The 23,932-nt window shown below is 37.6% G+C and carries 23 protein-coding genes; all 23 read left to right on the top strand.

What is annotated here, in order from left to right:
• Window positions 1-23: 23 nt before the first annotated feature.
• The 23 genes from ylxM (at window position 24) to mutL (ending at window position 23,909) form a co-directional block, all read left to right on the top strand.
• A complete protein-coding gene (gene ylxM / locus H0486_RS09075) occupies window positions 24-398 on the top strand; it encodes a YlxM family DNA-binding protein (RefSeq protein ID WP_228352698.1) in 375 nt (124 codons plus the stop codon).
• A 1-nt stretch (window position 399) separates the two neighbouring features.
• Window positions 400-1,743: a signal recognition particle protein gene (ffh, locus tag H0486_RS09070; RefSeq protein WP_228352697.1), complete on the top strand. Its 1,344-nt coding sequence runs from the start codon at window positions 400-402 to the stop codon at window positions 1,741-1,743.
• A 73-nt stretch (window positions 1,744-1,816) separates the two neighbouring features.
• Window positions 1,817-2,059, top strand: a complete 243-nt coding sequence (rpsP, locus tag H0486_RS09065) for a 30S ribosomal protein S16 (protein ID WP_228352696.1) — start codon at window positions 1,817-1,819, stop codon at window positions 2,057-2,059.
• Between the two features lie 21 nt (window positions 2,060-2,080).
• A complete protein-coding gene (locus tag H0486_RS09060) occupies window positions 2,081-2,311 on the top strand; it encodes a KH domain-containing protein (protein WP_228352695.1) in 231 nt (76 codons plus the stop codon).
• Window positions 2,312-2,506: 195 nt separating this feature from the next.
• A complete protein-coding gene (gene rimM, locus H0486_RS09055) occupies window positions 2,507-3,013 on the top strand; it encodes a ribosome maturation factor RimM (RefSeq protein ID WP_228352694.1) in 507 nt (168 codons plus the stop codon).
• A 77-nt stretch (window positions 3,014-3,090) separates the two neighbouring features.
• Window positions 3,091-3,876 (top strand): tRNA (guanosine(37)-N1)-methyltransferase TrmD, encoded by a 786-nt coding sequence (gene trmD / locus H0486_RS09050; protein ID WP_228352693.1) that lies wholly within the window; start codon window positions 3,091-3,093, stop codon window positions 3,874-3,876.
• Window positions 3,877-3,989: 113 nt separating this feature from the next.
• Window positions 3,990-4,337 (top strand): 50S ribosomal protein L19, encoded by a 348-nt coding sequence (gene rplS, locus H0486_RS09045; RefSeq protein WP_228352692.1) that lies wholly within the window; start codon window positions 3,990-3,992, stop codon window positions 4,335-4,337.
• A 138-nt stretch (window positions 4,338-4,475) separates the two neighbouring features.
• Window positions 4,476-5,078, top strand: a complete 603-nt coding sequence (gene lepB / locus H0486_RS09040; RefSeq protein ID WP_228352691.1) for a signal peptidase I — start codon at window positions 4,476-4,478, stop codon at window positions 5,076-5,078.
• Window positions 5,079-5,099: 21 nt separating this feature from the next.
• Window positions 5,100-5,969 carry a ribosome biogenesis GTPase YlqF gene (gene ylqF / locus H0486_RS09035; protein ID WP_228352690.1) on the top strand — a complete coding sequence of 290 codons (870 nt, stop codon included), beginning with the start codon at window positions 5,100-5,102 and terminating at the stop codon, window positions 5,967-5,969.
• Window positions 5,970-6,012: 43 nt separating this feature from the next.
• On the top strand, window positions 6,013-6,798 hold the full coding sequence (locus H0486_RS09030) for a ribonuclease HII (protein ID WP_228352689.1): 786 nt from the start codon (window positions 6,013-6,015) through the stop codon (window positions 6,796-6,798).
• A 194-nt stretch (window positions 6,799-6,992) separates the two neighbouring features.
• Window positions 6,993-7,286: an EscU/YscU/HrcU family type III secretion system export apparatus switch protein gene (locus tag H0486_RS09025; protein WP_228352688.1), complete on the top strand. Its 294-nt coding sequence runs from the start codon at window positions 6,993-6,995 to the stop codon at window positions 7,284-7,286.
• A complete protein-coding gene (locus tag H0486_RS09020) occupies window positions 7,279-7,629 on the top strand; it encodes a YraN family protein (protein WP_228352687.1) in 351 nt (116 codons plus the stop codon). Before H0486_RS09025 ends, H0486_RS09020 begins: the two co-directional genes overlap by 8 nt.
• Before the next feature lie 47 nt (window positions 7,630-7,676).
• Window positions 7,677-8,525, top strand: a complete 849-nt coding sequence (pgeF, locus tag H0486_RS09015) for a peptidoglycan editing factor PgeF (protein ID WP_228352686.1) — start codon at window positions 7,677-7,679, stop codon at window positions 8,523-8,525.
• A gap of 26 nt (window positions 8,526-8,551) precedes the next feature.
• A complete protein-coding gene (locus H0486_RS09010; RefSeq protein WP_228352685.1) occupies window positions 8,552-9,862 on the top strand; it encodes a DUF512 domain-containing protein in 1,311 nt (436 codons plus the stop codon).
• Window positions 9,863-9,956: 94 nt separating this feature from the next.
• Window positions 9,957-11,282: a ribosome biogenesis GTPase Der gene (gene der / locus H0486_RS09005; RefSeq protein ID WP_228352684.1), complete on the top strand. Its 1,326-nt coding sequence runs from the start codon at window positions 9,957-9,959 to the stop codon at window positions 11,280-11,282.
• Between the two features lies 1 nt (window position 11,283).
• Window positions 11,284-11,919, top strand: a complete 636-nt coding sequence (gene plsY, locus H0486_RS09000) for a glycerol-3-phosphate 1-O-acyltransferase PlsY (protein WP_228352683.1) — start codon at window positions 11,284-11,286, stop codon at window positions 11,917-11,919.
• A 15-nt stretch (window positions 11,920-11,934) separates the two neighbouring features.
• Window positions 11,935-12,945 (top strand): NAD(P)H-dependent glycerol-3-phosphate dehydrogenase, encoded by a 1,011-nt coding sequence (locus H0486_RS08995; RefSeq protein ID WP_228352682.1) that lies wholly within the window; start codon window positions 11,935-11,937, stop codon window positions 12,943-12,945.
• 679 nt (window positions 12,946-13,624) lie between these two features.
• On the top strand, window positions 13,625-15,103 hold the full coding sequence (gene spoIVA / locus H0486_RS08990) for a stage IV sporulation protein A (protein WP_228352681.1): 1,479 nt from the start codon (window positions 13,625-13,627) through the stop codon (window positions 15,101-15,103).
• 282 nt (window positions 15,104-15,385) lie between these two features.
• Window positions 15,386-16,459: a C40 family peptidase gene (locus H0486_RS08985; protein WP_228352680.1), complete on the top strand. Its 1,074-nt coding sequence runs from the start codon at window positions 15,386-15,388 to the stop codon at window positions 16,457-16,459.
• 289 nt (window positions 16,460-16,748) lie between these two features.
• Window positions 16,749-18,425, top strand: coding sequence for a MutS-related protein (locus H0486_RS08980; protein ID WP_228352679.1), 1,677 nt, complete (start codon window positions 16,749-16,751; stop codon window positions 18,423-18,425).
• A 48-nt stretch (window positions 18,426-18,473) separates the two neighbouring features.
• Window positions 18,474-18,953 carry a ribonuclease HI gene (gene rnhA, locus H0486_RS08975; RefSeq protein WP_228352678.1) on the top strand — a complete coding sequence of 160 codons (480 nt, stop codon included), beginning with the start codon at window positions 18,474-18,476 and terminating at the stop codon, window positions 18,951-18,953.
• Between the two features lie 146 nt (window positions 18,954-19,099).
• Window positions 19,100-21,814, top strand: coding sequence for a DNA mismatch repair protein MutS (mutS, locus tag H0486_RS08970; RefSeq protein ID WP_228352677.1), 2,715 nt, complete (start codon window positions 19,100-19,102; stop codon window positions 21,812-21,814).
• Between the two features lie 130 nt (window positions 21,815-21,944).
• Window positions 21,945-23,909: a DNA mismatch repair endonuclease MutL gene (mutL, locus tag H0486_RS08965; protein ID WP_228352676.1), complete on the top strand. Its 1,965-nt coding sequence runs from the start codon at window positions 21,945-21,947 to the stop codon at window positions 23,907-23,909.
• The last annotated feature ends 23 nt before the right edge of the window (window positions 23,910-23,932 follow it).

Here is a 23,932-nt window from a genome sequence, read left to right as displayed (position 1 = left end):
ATTCCTTTACAGGTGGTGATTTTATGATACAAAGTGAAGCACAGATTGAAAAGCTGGATGAAATCGTATGGCTCTCAATTTTATACGACTTTTATGGTGATTTACTTAGTGATCATAAAAAACATATATTTGAGGATTATGTGTTAAATGACTTATCTCTTGGTGAGATTGCAGCTGAACAGGGAATCAGCAGACAGGGTGTCTATGATATCGTAAAGCGCTGTACAGTACAATTAAAGGAATATGAAGATAAATTGTCATTGGTACAAAGATTTCAATCAATTAAAGAAAAACTTGGTACGATGAAGGAACTTCTTTCCGTAGTAGAACAGTCGGGAGATGTTTCAACGGTGAAGGAAATAGCAACATTGGCAGACGATATTTTAAAGGAGCTGTAATATGGCATTTGAAAACTTATCCGATAAACTTCAGAATATATTCAAGAACTTAAGAGGAAAGGGCAGACTTTCTGAAGCTGATGTTAAAACTGCTTTGAAAGAAGTTAAAATGGCTTTACTTGAAGCAGACGTTAACTTTAAAGTGGTTAAAAACTTTGTGAACACCGTACAGGAACGGGCTGTCGGACAGGATGTACTGAACAGTCTTACTCCGGGTCAGATGGTTATTAAAATTGTTAATGAAGAAATGATTCGATTATTAGGGGAACAGACCGTAGAATTACAGTTGAAACCCTCTAATGAGATAACCGTATTGATGATGTGTGGTTTACAGGGTGCAGGTAAGACAACAACCGTTGCCAAGCTTGCCGGAAAATTAAAGTCAAAAGGAAGAAAGCCTTTATTAGTAGCATGTGATATATACCGTCCCGCAGCGATTGAACAGCTGCAGATCAATGGAGATAAGCAGGGTGTCAGTGTATTTTCCATGGGAGATAAGCATAAGCCTCTTAATATTGCGAAAGCGGCTATGGAGCATGCTGTCAAGAATGGATACAACGTTGTAATGCTGGATACCGCCGGTCGCCTTCACATTGATGAAGCAATGATGGAAGAATTACAGGAGATTAAGGCTAATATCAATGTGCATCAGACAATTTTAGTTGTGGATGCAATGACTGGTCAGGATGCAGTGAATGTATCTGAGCTGTTTAACGAGAAGCTTTCTATTGATGGAGTAATATTAACCAAATTGGATGGTGATACCAGAGGTGGTGCTGCTTTATCGATTCGGGCAGTTACCGGTCGCCCTATACTGTATGTAGGTATGGGTGAGAAGCTTTCTGATTTAGAACAGTTTTATCCGGACCGTATGGCTTCCCGTATTCTTGGAATGGGAGATATTCTTACATTAATTGATAAAGCACAAGCTGAATTTGATGAAACAAAAGCCAAGGAATTAGAAAAGAAGATCAAAAAAGCAGAATTTGATTTTAATGATTTTCTGGAGCAGATGCAACAAATGAAAAAGATGGGTGGAATATCCAGTTTACTGGGTATGCTTCCTGGTGCTGGTAAGCTGAAAGACATTGAAATCGATGAAAATGCTCTTGCTACCACAGAGGCTATCATTTATTCCATGACAAAAGCGGAACGCTCCAACCCGGATATATTAAATCCGTCCCGCAAAAAACGTATTGCAGCTGGAGCCGGAGTTGATATCTCAGAAGTAAATGCTTTGGTAAAGCAGCTGGAGCAATCCAGAAAAATGATGAAGCAATTTTCTGGTATGATGGGAAAAGGCGGGAAACACGGAGGGAAATTCAAATTACCCTTTGGTTTATAAATGCGTTGTAGGTTGTCTTTGATTATCATTGACAGTTACAATATATAGTGAAATATTTAAGGAGGTGAAATAAATGGCAGTAAAGATTAGATTAAAGAGAATGGGACAGAAAAAAGCTCCTTTCTATAGAATCGTTGTTTCTGATTCCAGAACACCAAGAGATGGTAGATTTATCGAAGAAATCGGTACTTACGATCCTACACAAAACCCTAGTAAGTTCAACGTAAACGAGGAAGCTGCAAAAAAGTGGTTAGCTAACGGTGCTCAGCCTACCGATACTGTAGGTAAGATTTTAAAGAATGCAGGTATTCTATAATTAGCTTCGGAGGTAGAGAAAATGAAGGAATTAGTCGAAGTTATCGCTAAATCACTCGTTGATCATCCCGATGAGGTTGTTGTTACGGAAAAAGAAACCGAAAAGGCAATTGTTGTGGAATTAAAAGTCGCTTCTGAGGATATGGGTAAGGTAATTGGAAAGCAAGGTCGTATCGCAAAATCCATCCGTACCGTAGTAAAAGCAGCCGCAACAAAGGATGACAAAAAGGTAGTAGTTGAGATTCTGCAATAGCAGGTAATCCAATTGCAGTTTTTTCTGAGCAGAATCAAGAAGCTGTCTGTTATGTCGATAATAAGTATTTTCATTGCCGGCATAGTAGAACAGCTTCTTTTTGTACAAGCTATAAAGGAATGTGTATTGATATTTGTGCATACTGTTGTTTGCGTGATGTCAGGCATATAATTTTGAAATAAAGGATGGGAAAGCATGGATAATTATCTCAGAGTTGGAGTCATTTCTTCCACACATGGAATACGTGGTGAGGTGAAGGTATTCCCTACAACAGATGATCTCAGGAGATTTGATGATTTAACAGAGGTAATTCTGGATACAGGGAAAGAATTAATTCCTCTGGAAGTAGAAGGGGTCAAGTACTTTAAGCAACAAGCCATTTTAAAGTTTAAGGGGATTGATGATATCAATGAGATTGAAAAATATCGAGGAAAAGATTTGCTTGTAAGTAGAGATAATGCAGTGAAGCTGCATGAGAACGAGTATTTTATTTATGATCTGATTGATTCTGAGATTATCACCGATACGGGTGAATCTCTTGGAATTCTGACTGAGATATTAACTACCTCTGCCAATGATGTTTACGTTGTTAAAACACCGGATCATAAAGAAATCTTAATTCCATCAATCAAAGAATGTATTCTGAATGTAGACGTGGAGCAAAAGAAGATCATTGTTCATTTATTACCTGGCTTACGATAATATAAATATGATCAAGTTTTACGCAAATATGAATGTAAACTTGAGTTTACAGGCAAAATGAAAGGCATGGGTTCATTATGAATTTTCATATACTTACACTCTTTCCTGAGATGATTATGCAAAGTTTAGGAACCAGTATCACAGGAAGAGCAATCGATAAAGGATTAATTTCCGTAAATGCAATTAATATCAGAGATTTTAGTGATGATAAACATAAAAAGGTTGACGATTATCCATACGGTGGAGGTGCCGGCATGGTAATGCAGGCAGAACCGGTATATAAATCCTACGGCTATCTGGTGAATCATATTAAGTTATCAAAAGAGAATCCGGCAGATTTTAAAAAACCACGTGTAATTTATGTAACACCGCAGGGAAGTATTTTTAATCAGGAAATGGCGAAAGAACTTTCCCAAGAAGAGGATTTAATATTCTTATGCGGTCATTATGAGGGAGTTGATGAGCGAGTTCTTAATATGATTGCTACTGATTACATCTCCATAGGAGATTATGTATTGACCGGAGGTGAGCTACCTGCTATGGTTATGATCGATGCAATCTCCCGATTAATACCAGGTGTATTAAATAATGATATTTCTTCGGAATTTGAATCGCTGCAGGATAATCTGTTAGAATATCCTCAATATACCCGTCCGGAAATATTTATGGGACAAAAGGTACCCGAAGTTCTATTAACCGGACATCATGCCAAAATCGAAGCTTGGAGAAGGAAACAATCCATTCTGAGAACCTATGAAAGACGTCCAGATCTTCTCGAAAAAGCAAATCTCACCGAAGAAGAACGCGAATATCTGACTCGTCTTATTTTTCAAAAGAACTATGATATCTATGATTCAAAATAAAGCTTGCATTTAAGCATTGTTTATGTTAAAGTATTTTATTGTGAGTGGGATGGTCCTCTGATACTGATTACTATTGTATTAAGAACATCTAAATTTGATAGGAGGTCACAAATATGAATGAAATTATTAAGAGTATTGAAGCAGAACAGTTGAAAGCATCTGTTCCGGATTTCAAGGTTGGCGATACCGTTCAGGTATACGCAAAGGTAAAAGAAGGTAACCGTGAAAGATTACAGGTTTTTGAAGGAACCGTAATTAAAAGACAAAACGGTAGTAACAGAGAGACCTTTACTGTAAGAAAGACATCCAATGGTATCGGTGTTGAGAAAACCTGGCCGCTTCATAGTCCTACCATCGATCGTATTGAGATCGTTAGACGCGGTAAAGTAAGACAAGCAAAACTTTTCTATCTGCGTGATAGAGTAGGTAAAAGAGCTAAGATTAAAGAAGCAATTAAATAATAAAGAGAAGGGACAATCAATCAGTATTGTCCCTTTTTTAGATTTATAAATAATTAATAATTCCTTAATGCAAAATCAATTTGCCAATGGCAGCAAATTGTCGTATACTCTAACCAACAATATGCATGGAGGCAAGGTATGGATTTTGATTTTGATAAAGAAAGTAAACGACCATTTATCAAGAAAATCATAATAGAAATAATAATCTGGATTGTGCAGATAGCAGCTGTTATTTTTCTGGCATATTTTATCATATATTATGCACTGGAAAAAACGAATATGATTGGTAATTCGATGGAAACCACCCTTAAGGATGGAGATTCTGTCATTATTAATAAATTTTCCTATCGCTTTACGGATCCGAAACGGTTCGATGTGATTGTTTTTAAGAAAAGTGGTAAGGAACATAGTTATTACGATATTAAACGAATTATCGGACTTCCTGGAGAACGTCTGCAATTAAAGGATGGTCTGCTTTATATTAATGGAGAAGTCGTTGAGGATATTATTCAGGCAGAACCCATGACAAACTATGGACTTGCTGATGAAGAAATTGTATTAGAAGAGAATGAATATTTTGTACTGGGAGATAATCGTAATAACAGTGAGGATAGTCGCTTTGCCAGTATTGGTAATATACGAAGGGATGAAATTGTCGGAGAAGCTTTTATACGGTTAAAACCATTTAATTTCATTCAAAAACTAAACCTGAAAAGCAAAGAAAATAATGAACAAGAATAAGCGTAATATACGGAGGTTTATATGCAAATTCAATGGTATCCGGGACATATGGCAAAAGCAAAGCGTATGATGCAGGGGGATATGAAATTAATTGATGTTGTAATTGAACTGGTAGATGCCAGAATTCCATATTCCAGCAAAAACCCTGATATTGATGTGCTGGCGAAAAACAAATCCCGTGTCATTCTTTTAAATAAAAGCGATATGGCTGATCAACGTTATAATAATGACTGGAAGGAATACTTCGAAACGAAAGGCTTCCATGTCGCTCTTGTGAATTCAAAAAGTGGTAGTGGCGTAAAGCAGGTACAGGATATCGTTCAAAAAGCCTGTCAGGCTAAGATTGAACGAGACCGTAAAAGGGGGATTCTGAATCGGCCTGTTAGAGCCATGATTGTAGGTATTCCCAATGTCGGTAAATCCACCTTCATTAACAGTTTTGTTGGAAAAGCTTCTACAAAAACTGGGAATAAGCCCGGCGTAACCAAGGGAAAACAATGGATTCGTCTGAACAAATTTATTGAATTACTGGATACTCCGGGAATTTTATGGCCGAAATTTGAAGACCAGACAGTGGGACTAAAGCTAGCATTCATCGGATCAATCAATGATACGATCATTAATACTACCGATTTATCTTTAGAATTGATTCTGTTATTACAACAAAGGTATCCGGAAGTCCTGACAAATCGATATGAAGTGACTCTGCCAGAAATCGTGGACAGCAAGCAGACTGCAGCAGGAGTATTGGAGCAAATCGCAATCAAACGTTCCTGCCTGATGAAGGGTGGAGAACCGGATTTAGATCGGGCTGCTATTTTATTAATTGATGATTTTCGCAGCACAAAGCTCGGCACGATTACCTTAGAATATCCGGATAAAAAGATATAATCATTGAATCACACAGATAAAATATAAGTAAGGAAGAAATAGGATGAGCCATAATTCAAACGAAGAAACCGGAGCAAAAAAAATAGCCCTAATTAAGCTGGAATTTATGCAGGCTGAATATGATATTCTACCCGTTCTGTTAGAAAAGTATAAGGATGATGAACGAAGTGGAGTGGTTACCATATGTAACCAGTATCAGAGAAAGCTTGAAGCCTATCGAATGGAAAAGAATCGTATGGCTGCAATGAAGCAATACGAAGCTATGTATCAGGAGTATCCGTATATCTGCGGAATCGATGAAGTTGGAAGAGGTCCTTTAGCCGGTCCCGTCATTGCTGCCGCAGTGATACTGCCAAAGGAATGTGATCTACTATATATCAATGACTCAAAGCAGCTCACAGAGAAAAAAAGAGAAGAACTATATGATGAAATTATCTCCTGTGCCATCAGTTTTGGAATTGGCAGTGTACCACCAACCCAAATTGATGAAATAAATATTCTACAAGCAACCTATGAGGCAATGCGAAAGGCAATAGGTAATTTAAAGGTACAGCCCGATATTTTATTAAATGATGCTGTAACGATTCCGGGAGTTGATATAAAACAGGTACCGATTATTAAGGGTGATGCAAAAAGTATCTCCATCGCTGCCGCCAGCATTGTGGCAAAGGTTACCAGAGATCGCATAATGGTAGCTTATGATAAGGTGTTTCCTGGCTATGATTTCGCGAGTAATAAAGGCTATGGTTCGGCTAGGCATATGGAAGCTATAAAAAAATACGGATTGACACCCATACATAGAAAAAGCTTTGTGAAAAATATTATCTAATTTCAATGTTGATACAATTGCGAAACTCTGAAGATACCTTAATTGTGTATACAGTAGATATATATTCCTACGCAAACCTGCTCCTTCCGCTATGGTTTGCTTCGGAATATATATCCACTGTATACACAATAGCCTCAATTATTATGTTTCGCAATTGCCAATATATTAATGTTTTGAGAAAGGGGGATTCTAATTTGGATGAAAAGCAACATAGAAATAAAACTGCGGTAGCGATTACCTATGATCCGGATGATGTTGCACCAAAGGTGATTGCTTCCGGTAAGGGCTATTTGGCAGATCGTATCATAGAACGGGCAAAAGAAGCTGATATTCCTCTCCATAAGGACGAGGGCTTAGCCAATACTCTGTCAAAGCTTGATCTGGGTGATTTAATCCCCCCTGAATTATATGAAGTAGTAGCAGAAGTATTAGTATTTGTAGATAAAATGGATAGAATCAAAGGTAAGGTAGATTATACGGATGAATAAAAGGGCTGTTGGCGCATCATATGAAGAAAAAGCCGCACTGTATTTGAAGGAAATTGGTTATCATATTCTGGAAAGAAATTTCCGGTGTAAAATTGGAGAACTTGATCTTATTGGAAAAAACGAAGATTATCTTTGCTTTATAGAGGTTAAGTTCCGTTCCGATAGCTCCAAGGGTTATCCGTCAGAAGCTATTAATCACAATAAAATAAGAAAAATCACAAGAACCGCACAGTATTATATGATGGTAAACAATATACCACAGGATACTCCATGCAGGTTTGATACAGTATTTATCCTGGATGACGAGATAACTGTCATCAAAAATGCCTTTGATGGAATTTAGTACTTACCAGACTAATAATATTATGTAAAACTGAAAGGTTTGATACTATGCAATTTAAGAGCACAAAGAAAGCAGTAATTGATTATACGGTTACAATTCCCCATATATCCTTTCCGGCATTATCCGAATATCCCTTTATAATACACGGCTTTTCGACTCGTTTTGGAGGAGTAAGCAGTGGCTTTTTTTCTACTATGAATCTTGGTTATGATTCGGGACCTATCGCTGATAATCCTAATGACGTCAAGGAAAATTTTAGACGGATTGCTTCCAGTATTGGCTTTGACCCCAAAACAATAGTTATATCTAAGCAAGTTCACAAAACGAATGTCCGCTATGTGGACCAAAATGATTGTGGAAAAGGCTTATTTAGACCCAGGGATTTTGATGAGGTTGACGGTTTCATTACAAATGTACCGAATGTAACCCTGGTTACTAAATATGCGGACTGTGTTCCGTTATATTTTGTAGATCCTGTTAAGAAAGCCATCGGTTTGTCCCATTCAGGATGGAGAGGCACTGTTCAAAAAATAGGGTATGTTACAGTGAAAGAGATGCAAAGTAAGTTCGGAACCGATCCAAAGGATATCGTATCCGTCATAGGCCCATCTATTTGTAAGAATTGCTTTGAGATCGGTGAAGAGGTGGCTGAGGAATTTCGTAAAGCATTTAATAACTGGGAGGAAGAGAGACTTCTTTCAACTAACGAGAACGGAAAATATCAATGTGATCTATGGGCTGCAAATCGCTTGGTATTACTGGAGGCAGGACTAACTGAGGAACATATTCATATCAGCGGTGTATGTACCTCCTGTTATAGTGATCTGCTATTTTCCCACCGCAAAACAGGAGGGAAACGTGGAAGCCTGGCAGCATTTTTAGCATTAAAAGAATAATATTGAATAGAAAAATGGGTTTAATTATGAGAAAAAAAGCACACATTATTAAAGAAATAGAATATGGAAGCATTGCAGAGGAATTAGAGTTAGAACCCGGTGATGAGTTGATTTCCATCAATGGAACAGCGATTAAGGATGTTTTGGATTATCATTATCTGATCAAGGATGAAGAATTAACGGTAATCATTAAGAAGCCAAGCGGTGAGGAATGGGAGCTGGATATTGAAAAGGAATATGATGATGATTTGGGGATTGTCTTTGAAGAAGGATTGATGGATGAATACCAATCCTGCAGGAATAAATGTATATTCTGTTTTATTGATCAGATGCCCCCCGGTATGAGAGAGACATTGTATTTCAAGGATGATGATGCAAGATTATCTTTTTTACAAGGCAATTATATCACTCTGACCAATATGAGTGACGAGGATATCAATCGTATCTTGTATTACAAATTATCACCCATTAATATATCAATACACACCACCAACGAAGAACTTCGATGCAAAATGCTGCATAATCGCTTCGCTGGCAGCTCCCTGGATAAGATTAAGAGGCTGAAAGACGGTGGTATTGTGATGAATGGCCAGATTGTCCTATGTAAGGGCTGGAATGACGGAGAAGAGCTTGAACGAACCATTCATGACCTGGCTGCATTTTTACCCGAAATGCAAAGCGTATCCATAGTACCGGTAGGATTAACGAAATTCCGTCAAGGTCTTGAGCAATTGGAGGCCTTTTCAAAAGAGGATTCCATTCATGTAATCGATACGATCCACCGGTGGCAGAATATATTTCTGACGCATTATGGGACCCGTTTTATTTATGCAAGTGATGAATGGTATATCAAAGCAGAAATGCCAATTCCGGATGCGGATTCCTATGAGGGCTATCCACAGATTGAAAATGGCGTTGGATTAATTCGTTCTTTACAAGTGGAATTTGAAGAGTACTATGAAGAGCTTGACGGGGATAACAGGAAGAGAGAGCTTTCAATTGCAACCGGTGTACTAGCTGCACCATATCTTCAACAAATGGTAGATAAGCTGAATATAAAGTATCCCGGAATTAAGGTTCATTTGTATACAATCATAAATAATTTCTTTGGGACTAATATTACTGTTGCTGGTCTACTTACCGGAGAAGATATTATATCCCAGCTATCAGGAAAACCTTTAGGAGAAATCTTACTATTGCCGGAGGTTCTTTTACGCAATGGTGAGACAGTATTACTGGATGATGTGACTGTAGAGGATCTGGAAAGTGCTTTACAAACCAATATACGTATTGTACAATCAGATGGAACATCCTTTATTAATTCCATAATAATGTAACTATAGATTAATTAATAATATTCGAATGATGAAAGTGAATTCCGTTTCATAATTCTTAGATTATATTTCGTACGGACACGTATTTGGAGGATTTATGAATAGACCAATAGTAGCGATAGTAGGAAGACCCAATGTCGGTAAATCTACTTTATTTAATGCATTAGCCGGAGAACGTATCTCCATTGTAAAGGATTATCCCGGTGTTACCAGGGATCGCATTTATGCTGATGTAACTTGGCTTAATACACAATTTACTATGATAGATACCGGTGGTATCGAACCTGACAGTAAGGATCTTATGCTTTCCCATATGAGAGAACAGGCTCAGATTGCAATTGATACCGCTGATGTCATAGTATTTCTTGTTGATGTAAGACAGGGATTAGTTGACGCAGATTCAAAGGTTGCGGATTTACTTCGCCGTTCGGGAAAACCGATCGTTCTGGCTGTGAATAAGGTTGATAATTTTGAAAAACTAATGCCGGATGTATATGAATTTTATAATTTAGGTATCGGTGAGCCATTCCCTATTTCCGCTTCCGGAAAGTTGGGTTTTGGCGATTTGTTGGATGAAGTGGTAAAGCACTTCAAAAGTGGCAATACGGAAGAAAGTGTGGATGAACGACCTAAAATTGCCATAGTCGGTAAACCTAATGTTGGAAAATCTTCAATTGTAAATAAATTAGTAGGGGAAAATCGAGTAATTGTATCCAATATTGCTGGAACCACCAGAGATGCCATCGATACCCCGATACGTCGTAACAAGAAAGAATATGTATTAATAGATACGGCTGGCTTACGAAGAAAAAGTAAGATCAAGGAGGAACTGGAGCGGTTCAGTATTATTCGAACGGTTACAGCTGTAGAACGAGCAGACGTTGTAGTTCTGGTAATCGATGCTACTGAAGGTGTTACAGAGCAGGATGCAAAGATTGCAGGAATTGCCCATGAGCGCGGAAAAGGGATTGTAATAGCGGTTAACAAGTGGGATTTAGTGGAGAAAAATAATAAAACCGTTAAGGAATTTACCTCTGATATTAGAGAAGTATTATCCTTTATGCCCTATGCAGAAATACTGTTTATCTCCGCCGAAACTGGTCAGAGAATGCATAAGCTATTCGAAATAATAGAAGTAGTTATCGAAAATCAGAATTTGCGTATCTCTACTGGTGTCTTAAATGAGATTATGATGGAAGCAGTAGCACTACAACAGCCTCCTTCGGACAAGGGAAAGCGACTAAAGCTTTACTATATTACACAGGTTTCTGTAAAACCGCCGACCTTTGTTATTTTTGTAAATAATAAAGAATTAATGCATTTTTCCTACACCCGATATATCGAGAATAAGATCAGGGAAGCTTTTGGTTTCGCTGGGACATCATTAAAATTCATCATAAGAGAGCGAAAGGAGAATGCTTAATATGCTTCTTAAAATTATCATTTGCTTAATTTTAGGATACATTTTTGGCTGCTTTTCAACCGGATATTTCGTTGGCAAATTAAATAAAGTAGATATCAGAAAATACGGTAGTGGTAATATAGGTACAACGAATGCCTTACGTACCTTAGGTGCTAAGGCAGGTTCAATTACTTTACTGGGTGATGCTATTAAGGCAGTGATTCCAATGATGTTGGTTCGCTTTCTTATTTTTGCTGATTATGACTTCGTGGAGCTTATGACAATGTACACCGGGCTTGGCGTGGTTATTGGGCATAATTACCCGTTTTGGCTTAAATTTAAGGGTGGTAAAGGCATCGCGGCCACTGGAGGAGTAATGGCTACATTTGATCCTCTCATCATTCCCATTGGTTTACCGCTATTTATTATCGTTGTTGCTATCACCCGTTATGTTTCAGTTGGATCATTATTTGTTGCTGTTTTATTTCCTATATGGATATGTATACGACATCCGGGGGATTTACATATGCTGATAGTCGCCTTAATTTTTATGACTTTAGCATTTATTAAGCATCAATCTAATATCAGACGATTGATGAATGGAACTGAGAATAAGATTGGTCAGAAGGTTACAATTGATAACAAAGAAGCAAAATAGGTTAAGGAGGAGCTTATGAGTAAAGTCAGTATTTTAGGAGCCGGAACCTGGGGTTGTGCCTTGGCAATATTACTTTCTGGTAATGGTCATGATGTGACAATTTGGACAAAAATCGAGAATGAAGCACGCATGCTAAATGAAAATAGAAAAGACCTTAAAAATCTTCCGGGAGCTGAACTCCCAGAGCAGATTAATATAACTTTGAATTTGAAAGAGGCATGTACGGATCGAGATATCCTAGTTATGGCTGTTGCTTCTCCCTATATTCGCTCCACAGCTAAGGAAGCGTCACCTTATATAAAGAACGATCAGGTGATTGTGAATGTTTCAAAGGGAATTGAAGATAAGACCTTATATACCTTATCCGAAGTATTGAAAGAGGAAATCCCGCAAGCCGATATTGCTGTTATGTCGGGTCCAAGTCATGCTGAGGAGGTTAGTCGTGGAGTACCTACCACGATAGTTGTTGGCGCTCAAACTAAGGAGACAGCTCATTTAATTCAAGATGTATTTATGTCCGATGTATTTCGAGTATATACTAGTCCGGATATTATAGGAATTGAATTAGGAGGATCCTTAAAAAATGTAATTGCCCTTGCAGCCGGTGTTGTTGATGGATTGGGCTTTGGGGATAATACAAAGGCGGCATTAATGACAAGAGGTATTGCTGAAATCAGCCGTCTTGGAGTAAAAATGGGAGGCAAGCTTGAAACCTTTGCAGGATTATCCGGTATCGGTGATTTATTTGTTACCTGTACCAGTAAACACAGCCGTAACTGGAATGCAGGCTATCTGATTGGTCAGGGAAAATCAATGGATGAAGCTATGAAGCAAGTTAATCAGGTAGTGGAGGGAGTAAATTCTGCGAAGGCTGCACTGGCATTAGCGAAGAAGAATGAAGTCGAAATGCCTATCGTTGAACAGATCAATTATGTTCTGTTTGAAGGCAAGTCAGCAAAAGAAGCGCTTTCCGATCTCTTAATGCGAGATAAAAGTAAAGAATACAAAACACTTGAGTGGGATTAATTATATAAGATAAGATATGTATTCCAGGGAAGGGGATATTGCATAATAAACCGTCGGGGGCTATGACTTACCTCACACACAGACGGAAGTACATGTTACTGATTTTATATGTCTCAGGCGAACATTTATATTCGCACACGAACATAATTATTCGCCTGATTCATATAAAATACAGCAACAAGTTCTTCCGACAGTGCATTATGGTAAGTCATAGCCCCCGGCGATATATTATGCAACATCCCCTTAGTCAGCAAATAAGGCTCAAAATACAGAGCCTTATTTGCTGACTGAATTTTTTTTTGGATAAGTGTTAGTTTATTACTGGGTTGTATAGTGAGTTTAATTAACATAATACAGAGTCTTATTTATTGGCAGAATTGTTTTGGGATATATGCAGTATTTCTTTCTGGATATTGTGTGGAGTGTAATTAACATAATATAGAGCCTTATTTACTGATGGAATTGATTTGGGATATATGCTATATTTCTTTCTGGATATTGTGCGAAGTTTAATTAGCATAATACAGAGCCATATTTACTGACTGATTTGCTTTTTGGATAAATGTTATATTTTTTTTAGTTTTTATGAGGAGTGTAAGGAATATATTTTCCGTGATGAACGAATCATAGAATGAAACTGCCCAGCATATCTTTAACTATAACCATAAGGAGGTTGGATATGTTAGGGCAGTTTGATGTTTATAATGATATTCAGGCTAGGACAGGCGGTGAAATATACATAGGTGTGGTAGGGCCGGTCAGAACAGGAAAATCTACCTTTATTAAGAGATTCATGGATCTTTTGGTAATACCCGGTATTGAAGATGTCCATAGCAGGGAGAGGGCGATTGATGAATTACCGCAGGCAGCGGCAGGAAGAACCATTATGACGACCGAACCAAAGTTTATACCAAAAGAAGCAGCAGAGATTACCTTTGATGATGAAACAAAAGTAAAAATCCGATTAATTGATTGCGTTGGCTATATGGTTGAAGGAGCTGCCGGCCATGTTGAAAACCAGCATGAAAGAATGGTTAAAACTCCTTGGTTTGAAAGTGAAATACCGTTTACCCAAGCAGCTGAAATCGGTACAAAAAAAGTAATTAATGATCATTCCACCATCGGAATTGTTGTCACAACCGATGGTAGTTTTGGTGAGCTTCCAAGGGCAAACTATAAGCTTCCGGAAGAGAAGACGATTAATGAATTAAAGCTTTTGGGAAAACCGTTTATTGTATTATTGAATTCTAATAAGCCCTATTCCAATGAAACAATTAAGCTTGCAGAAGAAATCTCACAGGAATATGATGTTCCGGTAATGCCCGTAAATGCAGAGCAACTTAAGAAGGAAGATATTACCAGGATAATGGAGAACATTCTTTATGTTTTCCCGATTACGGAGATGGATTTCTATCTTCCAAAGTGGGCTGAAATGCTTCCAGAAGATCATTGGTTGAAGGTTGACCTGATTGCCAGTGTAAGAGATTTGTTCCAGAATATTTCTCAGATTAAGGATGCAAAAGCCTCAAATTTTGATACAGACAGTAACTATGTCAAACGATTTAAAATTGATAAGGTCAATATGCAGGATGGTGTTGTTCAGGTTAATGTAGAATTTGATGATATGTACTATTACAAAATACTCAGTGACTTAATTGGAGTACCGATTACCGGTGAATACCAGTTAATTAACACATTGAAGGAGCTAGCTGCCAAAAAGTCAGAGTATGAAAAGGTATCCTACGCGACGGATCAAGTACGTGCAAAAGGTTATGGTGTAGTCTCACCGGTAAAGGAAGAAATTACGATAGAGGAGCCGGAGGTTATGAAACACGGTAATAAATTCGGGGTTAAAATCAAAGCTACCGCTCCCTCTATTCATATGATTAAGGCAGATATCATGACGGAAGTAGCACCTATTGTAGGAAGTGAGGAACAGGCTAAGGATTTGATTGAATACATAAATGCCAATGCAAAGGAAAATCCCGATGGAATATGGGAAACCAATATCTTTGGCAAGACCATTCGTCAATTAGTAGATGATGGAATTAATTCAAAAATTAATAAGTTAACAGATGAAAGTCAAGTTAAATTGCAGGAAACTATGCAAAAAATAATTAACGATAGTAATGGTGGATTGATTTGCATTATTATTTAGGATTTATTACAAATATTACAAAAAAATTGCCTGGATTACGTGTGATTTTGTAATCAGGCAGTTTTTTTTGGCATATTTGTCAATTCTGACTAACTTTTAAAATAAAGTTGACACATAGTTGACAAAAACTATAGTGTTTGGTATAATACTCATGTAACATATTTAATATTTGTGTAACAATTAGTTTAACAATTGATTTACATCATGTTTACTCGTTTAATTACATATGGGATGACATAATATTTCGTGTGATGAAACAAGAAAAAATTTGGAGGATAATCCATGAATAACAAGCTTCTAAAGTTTTCCTTAGTTTGTGCTACGGGAGCATTCATCGTTTTGACAAATCCCAAAACGGCTATGGCTTATGAAGAACCGGTTGCCGGTTTTACTTATGATAAAGATTCACCTATTATTGTAGGAAGTGCGAACGGTACAATTATTAATAGTTTTGCATTGGAAGATATTCCGATCCCAGGATATAATAATATCGGTATTGCCAATGTAGACACGAACCTTATTGTTCGATCCGGTCCTGGCGAAGATCAGAAGATGATCGGTAAGCTACCTAAGAATGGTGGTTGTGAGATACTGGAAGAAAAGGATGGTTGGTCTAAAATCACTTCCGGTAAGGTTACAGGATATGTAAAGAGTGAATTTCTTATTACTGGGACAGAAGCGAATCGTCTAGCAAAAGAAGTGGGCAGTTATGTTGCTACTGCTAATGAAGGTGGTCTACGTGTCAGAGAAAAACCTTCCTCAACAGATACTAGAATCATTGATTTAATTGGTGAAGGAGAAGAGTTAATCGTTCTTGATTCAAAGATCTTAAATTACGATGATGAGTATACTCAATGGGTTAAAGTAAGCTTGGACAGTGATGATAATGAGAACGGTACTGAAGCTTATGTTGCGAAGGATTTTGTTAATATCTCCTTTGAATTAACAAAGGCTGTTACCTTAGAAGAGTTGGAATATGGCGAAGGAGTATCCTCCTTACGTGTTAAGCTGATTAATTTAGCAAAGGATCATTTAGGTGAAGCTTATGTATGGGGTGGAACTTCACTGGGACGCGGCGTTGATTGTTCTGGTTTCACACAAGCATTATACCGTCAGTTAGGTATCAGCATTCCACGTACATCACGTGCTCAGGCAAGTGGTGGAATTAAGATCTCCGCATCGGATCTAAAGCCTGGTGATCTGGTATTTTACGGTAGTTCTTCCTATATCAACCATGTGGCTATGTATATTGGTAATGGCAGAGTGATTCATGCAAGTAACAGAAGAGATGGTATTAAGATCTCGAATATGAATTACAGACAGCCAGTAAGATATGCCAGATACTTAGGTGAATAATGTTTAAGGAATGTGATCAAACACGGTTTAGTAATGAATGAAGCAGACTAAGGGGTTTAATACCATATGGTATTAAGCTCCTTTTATATTTGTCAGCCTTATTTGAGATAGGATAATATCCTTTTATGAATTTGAAATCCGAGAAAATTAATAGATGAATAAAGCATTGTAGAAAGATTGACAGTATCACCATAAAAATTTATAATAGCCGATATACTTAATTAACTATTTTATGAAAGCTCAATCAGGAAAGAGCATGATTTGAATGGGCAGAAGGAGTATTCGGCATATGGAAATCATATTTTATGTTTTGATCGTGATATTGGCGTTGGTTATAATGAGTATTCTTAATGAACAGTCAATTAAGAAAAGATTAAGGATTACTCTAAAAAACGAATGGGGAAAGGTTCCAAAAGAAACCTATACCTCTGAGAAATTTGAAGCATTAAAAAAATATTATTTAGCTCAGAAGGATGATATCCTCGATGTTGATGAAATAACCTGGCATGATCTTGATATGGATGAAATCTACATGCTAATGAATAACACACAATGTGGAGTTGGAGAGGAATATTTATATGCACTTCTTCGAAAGCCCTGTTTTTCAGATAAGGAGCTTGAAGAGCGTAATCGTCTTATGAACTATTTTGAGGAGAATGAAGAACAACGCATTTCCATTCAGAGCATCTTACACCAAATAGGAAAGCTTAGTAAATTATCAATTTACGATTATATCAATCGATTTGATAACCAGAAAGCGAAAAGTAACCTTGTTCATTATGCGTTGAATTTATGTCTCATATGCTCTGCATTACTCATATTTATTTATCCATCCATTGGTGGAGTCAGCACATTAGCCTTTGTAGCTATAAATGTATTTTGGTATTATAAAGAACGCGCTGTTATAGAAAAATATCTCATGGTATTTTCGTTTATATTTCGATTATTAGATGGAATTAAAAAACTATATCAGCTGGACATACCGGAACTGCAGAAGTATACGGATCAACTAAAAAAAGATTTAGCTGTATTCGCCAGAATTCGCAGGGGTTCATTTCTCTTAGCACCTACAAATTCTACAGGTAGTCTGGTTGATTTATTCTTTGATTATATCCGAATGCTATTCCATGTAGATATTATTAAATATAATTCTATGTTAAAGCATTTTAAGAAGAATGTGGCTATATTAAATCGTATCTACCAAAATGTAGGCTATCTTGACAGTTTAATTGCAGCAGCTTCCTTTCGAAGATCGTTAGAATATTATTGTGAACCTGAGCTCACTAGATCTGGCTCACCAAAGCTTACGGTTACGGATTTATATCATCCATTAATAGATTCTCCGGTAACCAATTCAATTTCAGAGAAACGATCCGTACTGATTACTGGTTCCAATGCCTCAGGAAAGTCAACCTTTATTAAAACATTGGCAATTAATGCCATTTTATCACAAACAATCTATACCTCAACAAGCAAAAATTATAAAGCAAGCTACTTTTTGATCTATTCTTCCATGGCATTACGTGATAGTTTGTTCAATAAGGAAAGCTATTATATTGTTGAAATAAAATCGTTGAAACGTATTCTGGAACGTGTTAATAAAGATATCCCGATGCTTTGCTTCATTGATGAAGTGTTACGAGGAACCAATACGCTGGAGAGAATTGCAGCATCTTCCCGCATACTGTGCTCACTTGCAAAGAAGAATACTCTTGTCTTTGCTGCTACTCATGATATTGAACTTACCCATATTTTAGAGAATTATTTTTCCAATTATCATTTCCAGGAGCGGATTGTTGAGAATGAAATATTATTTGACTATAAGCTTTATCAAGGAAAAGCTGTTTCGAAAAATGCAATTAAGTTGTTAAATATGCTAGGTTATCCAAAGGAAATTATACTTTCTGCCGAAAACGCAGCGGAAGAGTTTCAAACCATAGGTGAATGGAGTAAACTAAGGGTATAATGATTTTGTACATGAATTACGCAGGTATCGTAAGAATGGAGGGTTAAGATGGAAGTTAAGATCTATACAGACGGTTCGGCTAGAGGTAATCCGGATGGCCCTGGCGGTTATGGTGCCATTATCGTATATGTTGATTCAAAGGGAAATGTTCATGAACGGGAATATAGTGCTGGATATAAGAAGACTACTAATAATCGTATGGAATTAATGGCAGCAATTGCCGGCCTAGAAGCGTTGGTTAAACCCTGCCAGGTAGTATTATATTCTGATTCCCAATATCTTGTAAAAGCCTTTAATGAACATTGGCTGGAAGGCTGGATAAAAAAAGGCTGGACCAGAGGTAAGAATGAACCGGTAAAAAATATTGATCTGTGGAAACGGCTTTTAAAGGCCATGGAACCTCATAATGTTCGTTTTGAATGGGTAAAGGGCCACAATGGGCATCCCCTCAACGAGCGCTGTGATGTCCTAGCGACTACTGCTGCCGATGGAGACAACCTTTTAGATGATGTAGTTAATTTACAATAAAAGTACTACACCAAATTCATTGCAATCGTATGCTGTTATGGTATAATAAGGCCTGTGAACAAGTTTTTTGTTCGCATGTGAGTGCGCGTCAAGTTTACTTGTAAGCACACTGCAAATTTAACCTACAAAGGAAAGGATCGTTACTAATGAGTCAGTTAACTCCATTAATGCAGCAATATGTGCAGATTAAGGAGCAGTATAAAGATTGTATTTTATTTTATCGTTTGGGTGATTTTTATGAAATGTTTTTTGAAGATGCCCATATATGTTCGAAGGAACTAGAGATAGCTTTAACAGGAAAAAACATAGGACAAGAGGAACGTGCTCCAATGTGTGGCGTTCCTTTTCATGCTGTGGAGGGATATTTAAGCAAATTGGTAAGCCGAGGATATCGGGTGGCTATCTGTGAACAGGTTGAGGATCCCAAGCAGGCTAAGGGTATTGTAAAAAGAGAAGTAATCCGAATTGTAACACCCGGAACCAATTTAAACACCCAGGTTCTTGATGAAACCAAGAACAACTATCTGATGGCTGTGGTACATACGACCAATGCTTATGGTATTTCTATCGTTGATGTTACTACTGGAGATTATTATGTAACCGAAGTAGAATCCGACCGTAAGTTAATGGATGAGATATTCAAATGGTCTCCTTCTGAAATCATATGCAATGATACATTTTTCGTATCAGGCATCGATATAGAAACATTGAAAAGCAATTTTAATATAGCTTTATCACCATTAGAACCATGGTACTTTGACGATGATCTCTGCGTGCGTGCACTCAGGGAGCATTTTCATGTTGCAACTCTGGATGGCCTTGGCCTAAAGGATTATACCATCGGTGTTATTGCTGCAGGCTGTATTATGCAATTTCTACAAGAAACGCAGAAGAGTTCTTTATCCCACATAACAAAGCTAACCCCGTACACCTACGAGAAGTATATGCTGCTTGACAGTTCTACGGTTCGTAATCTGGAATTAACGGAAACCCTTCGTGAAAAACAGAAGAGGGGATCACTCCTATGGGTATTGGATAAGACAAAGACAGCTATGGGAGCCAGACTTTTACGAAGCTTTATGGAACAGCCACTTATTGATTATGATATGATAATACAGCGTCTTGAAGCAGTCAGTGAGCTAAAAGAGAATATGATAAGCAGGGAAGAAATTCGTGAATATCTCAATCCCATTTACGATCTTGAACGTATAATGAGTAAGATTAGTTATAAAAGTGCGAACCCTCGTGATTTAGTTGCATTTTGCTCCTCGCTTTCCATGCTGCCTCATATCAAATTTCTGATGCAGAATTTTGAGAGTCCCTTACTAAAGGAAATTTATGATGATCTGGATCCTCTTCAGGATCTCTTTGATTTAATCGATCGTTCTATTTCAGAAGAGCCACCACTTACAGTAAAGGAGGGTGGAATCATTAAAGAGGGCTTCCATGAAGAGGTGGATCGTTTACGAAAAGCGAAGACTGAGGGAAAAGATTGGCTTATGGATCTGGAAACTAAGGAACGGGAAGCTACGGGTATTAAAAATCTGCGTATCCGTTTTAACCGTGTATTTGGTTATTATTTAGAGGTAACTAATTCCTATAAGAACCTCGTTCCTGATAGCTGGATTCGTAAGCAAACTCTGGCAAATGCGGAACGATATACTACTCCGGAATTAAAAAATCTGGAGGATATAATCCTTGGAGCCGAGGACAAGCTATTTTCCCTGGAATATAATATTTTCTGCGAAATCAGAGATCAGATTGCTGCTGAAGTAAAGCGAATTCAGCAGACCGCAAAGGCTATCGCGAAAATTGATGTATTTGCATCTCTCGCTCTGGTTGCAGAGCAGAATAATTATACTAAACCGATTATGAATACCAATGGTTCCATCCATATTAAGAATGGCAGACATCCGGTTGTAGAGAGAATGATTTCCCATGATATGTTTGTTGCCAATGATACTTTGCTGGATAATAAAAACAACCGGGTATCCATTATAACCGGACCAAATATGGCAGGTAAATCAACCTATATGAGACAAACTGCACTTATTGTATTAATGGCACAAATAGGTAGCTTTGTACCAGCAGATGCTGCGGAAGTTAGTATAGTAGACCGTATCTTCACTCGTGTTGGTGCATCTGATGACCTGGCCAGCGGGCAAAGTACCTTCATGGTTGAGATGACAGAGGTTGCCAATATCTTACGTAATGCAACAAAGAACAGCTTATTAATATTAGATGAAATCGGTCGAGGTACCTCAACCTTTGATGGACTTAGTATCGCATGGGCGGTAGTGGAACATATTAGCAATTGCTCCATTCTTGGTGCTAAAACCTTATTTGCAACTCACTACCATGAATTGACGGAACTGGAAGGTCGTCTGGAAGGTGTAAATAATTATTGCATAGCTGTTAAAGAACAGGGAGAGGATATTGTCTTTTTACGAAAAATAGTAAAAGGCGGTGCGGATAAAAGCTATGGAATCCAGGTGGCTAAGCTGGCCGGAGTACCCTCCAGTGTCTTAAAACGTGCATCGGAAATCGTACTTGAGCTGACGGGTAATGATTTAGCACTGAAAACAAAGAATCTGTCATCACCTGACGCTTCCGAGTCAGAAGTTGAATTCGTGCAGGAGGAGCTTCAACTTGATGATAATACCATATTGGGAGTTCATGCTACATCGAAGAGTGGGAAAGGGAAAAAGAAGGTTGACACTAATCAGTTTTCTCTCTTTTCCCTCTCTGGGAATGAAGATATTATATCCGAATTAAGAGACTTGGATATAGCTAGACTTACCCCAATTGATGCTATAAATAAATTATATCAACTACAAAAGAAAATTAAGGATAGAATTTAGAAATTATTTAAAAGATGAATGACAGACGCTGGTAACAGATCCTGCTTTAGTGATATCTTTGAAAGCTTAGATCAAATCATGCTTATTCGATATCTTCAGAAGCCTGGAACACACAAGAATGGGAGGAAATATGTCAATAATTCATATATTGGATGAACCAACCATAAATCAAATTGCTGCCGGTGAGGTTGTAGAACGCCCCAGTGCAGTGGTAAAGGAATTAATTGAAAATGCGATGGACGCTGGAGCAACTGCCATCACTGCGGAATTAAAGGATGGTGGACTAAGTTTTATTCGTATTACGGATAATGGAGCGGGAATTCCTAAGGAAGATATTCCTCTGGCATTCCTTCGTCATGCTACCAGCAAGATAAGAAGTGCTGAGGATTTATTGTCTATAACCAGTCTGGGATTTCGTGGTGAAGCTTTATCCAGTATATCAGCCGTTGCACAGGTAGAATTAATTACAAAAACTCCGTCCTCATTGAACGGATATCGTTATCTTATCGAAGGCGGTGAAGAGAAATCCCTTGAAGAAATCGGATGTCCAGGTGGTACTACAATAATTGTACGAAATTTGTTCTATAATACCCCTGCAAGACGAAAGTTCCTAAAATCTGCAACTACAGAAGCAGGCTATGTTAGCGACTTAATGGAACGACTGATGATATCCCATCCGAATATCTCCTTTAAGTTTATCTTAAATAATCAAGTTAAGTTACAATCATCCGGTAATAATAGTAGTAGGGATATTCTGTATCATATATACGGGAGAGATATCAGCAAAGAATTAATATCCTTAGAATATCAATCAGAAAATATCTCCATATCCGGTTATATTGGAAAGCCTGTAATAAATCGAGGAAATCGTAATTTTGAGAATTATTTTATTAACGGAAGATATATTAAGAGCAATGTTATAACGAAAGCGATTGAAGAAGCCTACAAGCCCTTCTTAATGCAGCATAAGTATCCATTTACCTCTATATATTTTGAAATTAATCCCTCTCTGATTGATGTCAATGTTCATCCGCAGAAGCTGGAAATTCGTCTAAAAAACAGTGAAGAAGTGTATCAAACCACATTCCATGTAATTCGGGATGCATTATCGAATAAAGAAATGATACCCAAAGTAAAGCTTACAGCGGAGGAAGAGAAGAAAGAGGAACTAGTTAGGCTACCTGAACCGTTTGAGGAGAACCGAAGAAAACAATTCACCTCTTCTTTACATGGAGAAAATAATGTGAATACTATTTCATATTCTTCTGATCCGAAAGAGAAAACTTCTACACAGAATTATGTGGCTGAGCAATGTTCATATCCGACTTCAAAAGTATTGAATACTTCCATTCCTGCAAAAGCGGATACATTGGATGAAAAAGCTCTCAATATGCATAGGAATGATGAGTCCGTAAGTAATAGAGTACCTGAGGTACTCTCAACCACCCAGATGAATTTGTTCGAAGAAGCAGAAACTGAAACCTCCGTTCCCTTCTTATCGAAACAGGCTTTACAGGAGCATCGTATTATTGGACAGGTTTTTCAAACCTATTGGCTGATTGAATATCAAAAGGAGCTATATATCATCGATCAGCATGCGGCCCATGAAAAGGTATTATACGAAAGAATAATGACTGCTGCCAGGAATAAAACCTTCGCCTCACAGCAATTACTTCCCCCAATTGTTCTTACCTTGTCTTTACGGGAACAGGAAGTAATTAAGAAACATGAAGAAGTTTTAGCAAGTCTCGGTTATGAAATCGAGCAATTTGGTGGAAATGAGTATAGCGTCCGGGCAGTACCAGCAGATTTATATGGAATATCTGAAAAGGAATTATTATTGGAATTTATTGATGAATTAGCAGAGGATTTTATCGGAAAGGTAACAGATCCGAATTCTGTATTGGAACGAGTGGCTTCATTGTCATGTAAGGCCGCCGTAAAAGCTAACCATTCATTTACATCGGAGGAAGCAGCCACATTAATTAATGAGCTGTTAACCCTCGAAAATCCCTATCATTGTCCTCATGGCAGGCCGGTTATCATATCCATGAGCCAATATGAGATGGAACGTAAGTTTAAGCGCATTGTATAAAATACATTAAAGGAAAGGTATTC

Origin of the sequence: Variimorphobacter saccharofermentans (assembly GCF_014174405.1) — a bacterium.
Lineage (GTDB): Bacteria > Bacillota > Clostridia > Lachnospirales > Lachnospiraceae > Mobilitalea > Mobilitalea saccharofermentans.
The sequence above is the reverse complement of the archived record's forward strand: the minus strand, read 5'-3'. Positions and strand labels throughout refer to the sequence as shown.

Coding starts and splice junctions, on each gene's coding strand:
- H0486_RS09060 (WP_228352695.1), top strand. CDS start 2,081: ATGAAGGAATTAGTCGAAGTTATCGCTAAATCACTCGTTGATCATCCC.
- H0486_RS08980 (WP_228352679.1), top strand. CDS start 16,749: ATGGAAATCATATTTTATGTTTTGATCGTGATATTGGCGTTGGTTATA.
- rpsP (WP_228352696.1), top strand. CDS start 1,817: ATGGCAGTAAAGATTAGATTAAAGAGAATGGGACAGAAAAAAGCTCCT.
- ylxM (WP_228352698.1), top strand. CDS start 24: ATGATACAAAGTGAAGCACAGATTGAAAAGCTGGATGAAATCGTATGG.
- mutL (WP_228352676.1), top strand. CDS start 21,945: ATGTCAATAATTCATATATTGGATGAACCAACCATAAATCAAATTGCT.
- spoIVA (WP_228352681.1), top strand. CDS start 13,625: ATGTTAGGGCAGTTTGATGTTTATAATGATATTCAGGCTAGGACAGGC.
- H0486_RS09020 (WP_228352687.1), top strand. CDS start 7,279: ATGAATAAAAGGGCTGTTGGCGCATCATATGAAGAAAAAGCCGCACTG.
- ffh (WP_228352697.1), top strand. CDS start 400: ATGGCATTTGAAAACTTATCCGATAAACTTCAGAATATATTCAAGAAC.
- H0486_RS08985 (WP_228352680.1), top strand. CDS start 15,386: ATGAATAACAAGCTTCTAAAGTTTTCCTTAGTTTGTGCTACGGGAGCA.
- trmD (WP_228352693.1), top strand. CDS start 3,091: ATGAATTTTCATATACTTACACTCTTTCCTGAGATGATTATGCAAAGT.
- H0486_RS09010 (WP_228352685.1), top strand. CDS start 8,552: ATGAGAAAAAAAGCACACATTATTAAAGAAATAGAATATGGAAGCATT.
- lepB (WP_228352691.1), top strand. CDS start 4,476: ATGGATTTTGATTTTGATAAAGAAAGTAAACGACCATTTATCAAGAAA.
- pgeF (WP_228352686.1), top strand. CDS start 7,677: ATGCAATTTAAGAGCACAAAGAAAGCAGTAATTGATTATACGGTTACA.
- rplS (WP_228352692.1), top strand. CDS start 3,990: ATGAATGAAATTATTAAGAGTATTGAAGCAGAACAGTTGAAAGCATCT.
- H0486_RS08995 (WP_228352682.1), top strand. CDS start 11,935: ATGAGTAAAGTCAGTATTTTAGGAGCCGGAACCTGGGGTTGTGCCTTG.
- der (WP_228352684.1), top strand. CDS start 9,957: ATGAATAGACCAATAGTAGCGATAGTAGGAAGACCCAATGTCGGTAAA.
- mutS (WP_228352677.1), top strand. CDS start 19,100: ATGAGTCAGTTAACTCCATTAATGCAGCAATATGTGCAGATTAAGGAG.
- rnhA (WP_228352678.1), top strand. CDS start 18,474: ATGGAAGTTAAGATCTATACAGACGGTTCGGCTAGAGGTAATCCGGAT.
- ylqF (WP_228352690.1), top strand. CDS start 5,100: ATGCAAATTCAATGGTATCCGGGACATATGGCAAAAGCAAAGCGTATG.
- plsY (WP_228352683.1), top strand. CDS start 11,284: ATGCTTCTTAAAATTATCATTTGCTTAATTTTAGGATACATTTTTGGC.
- H0486_RS09030 (WP_228352689.1), top strand. CDS start 6,013: ATGAGCCATAATTCAAACGAAGAAACCGGAGCAAAAAAAATAGCCCTA.
- rimM (WP_228352694.1), top strand. CDS start 2,507: ATGGATAATTATCTCAGAGTTGGAGTCATTTCTTCCACACATGGAATA.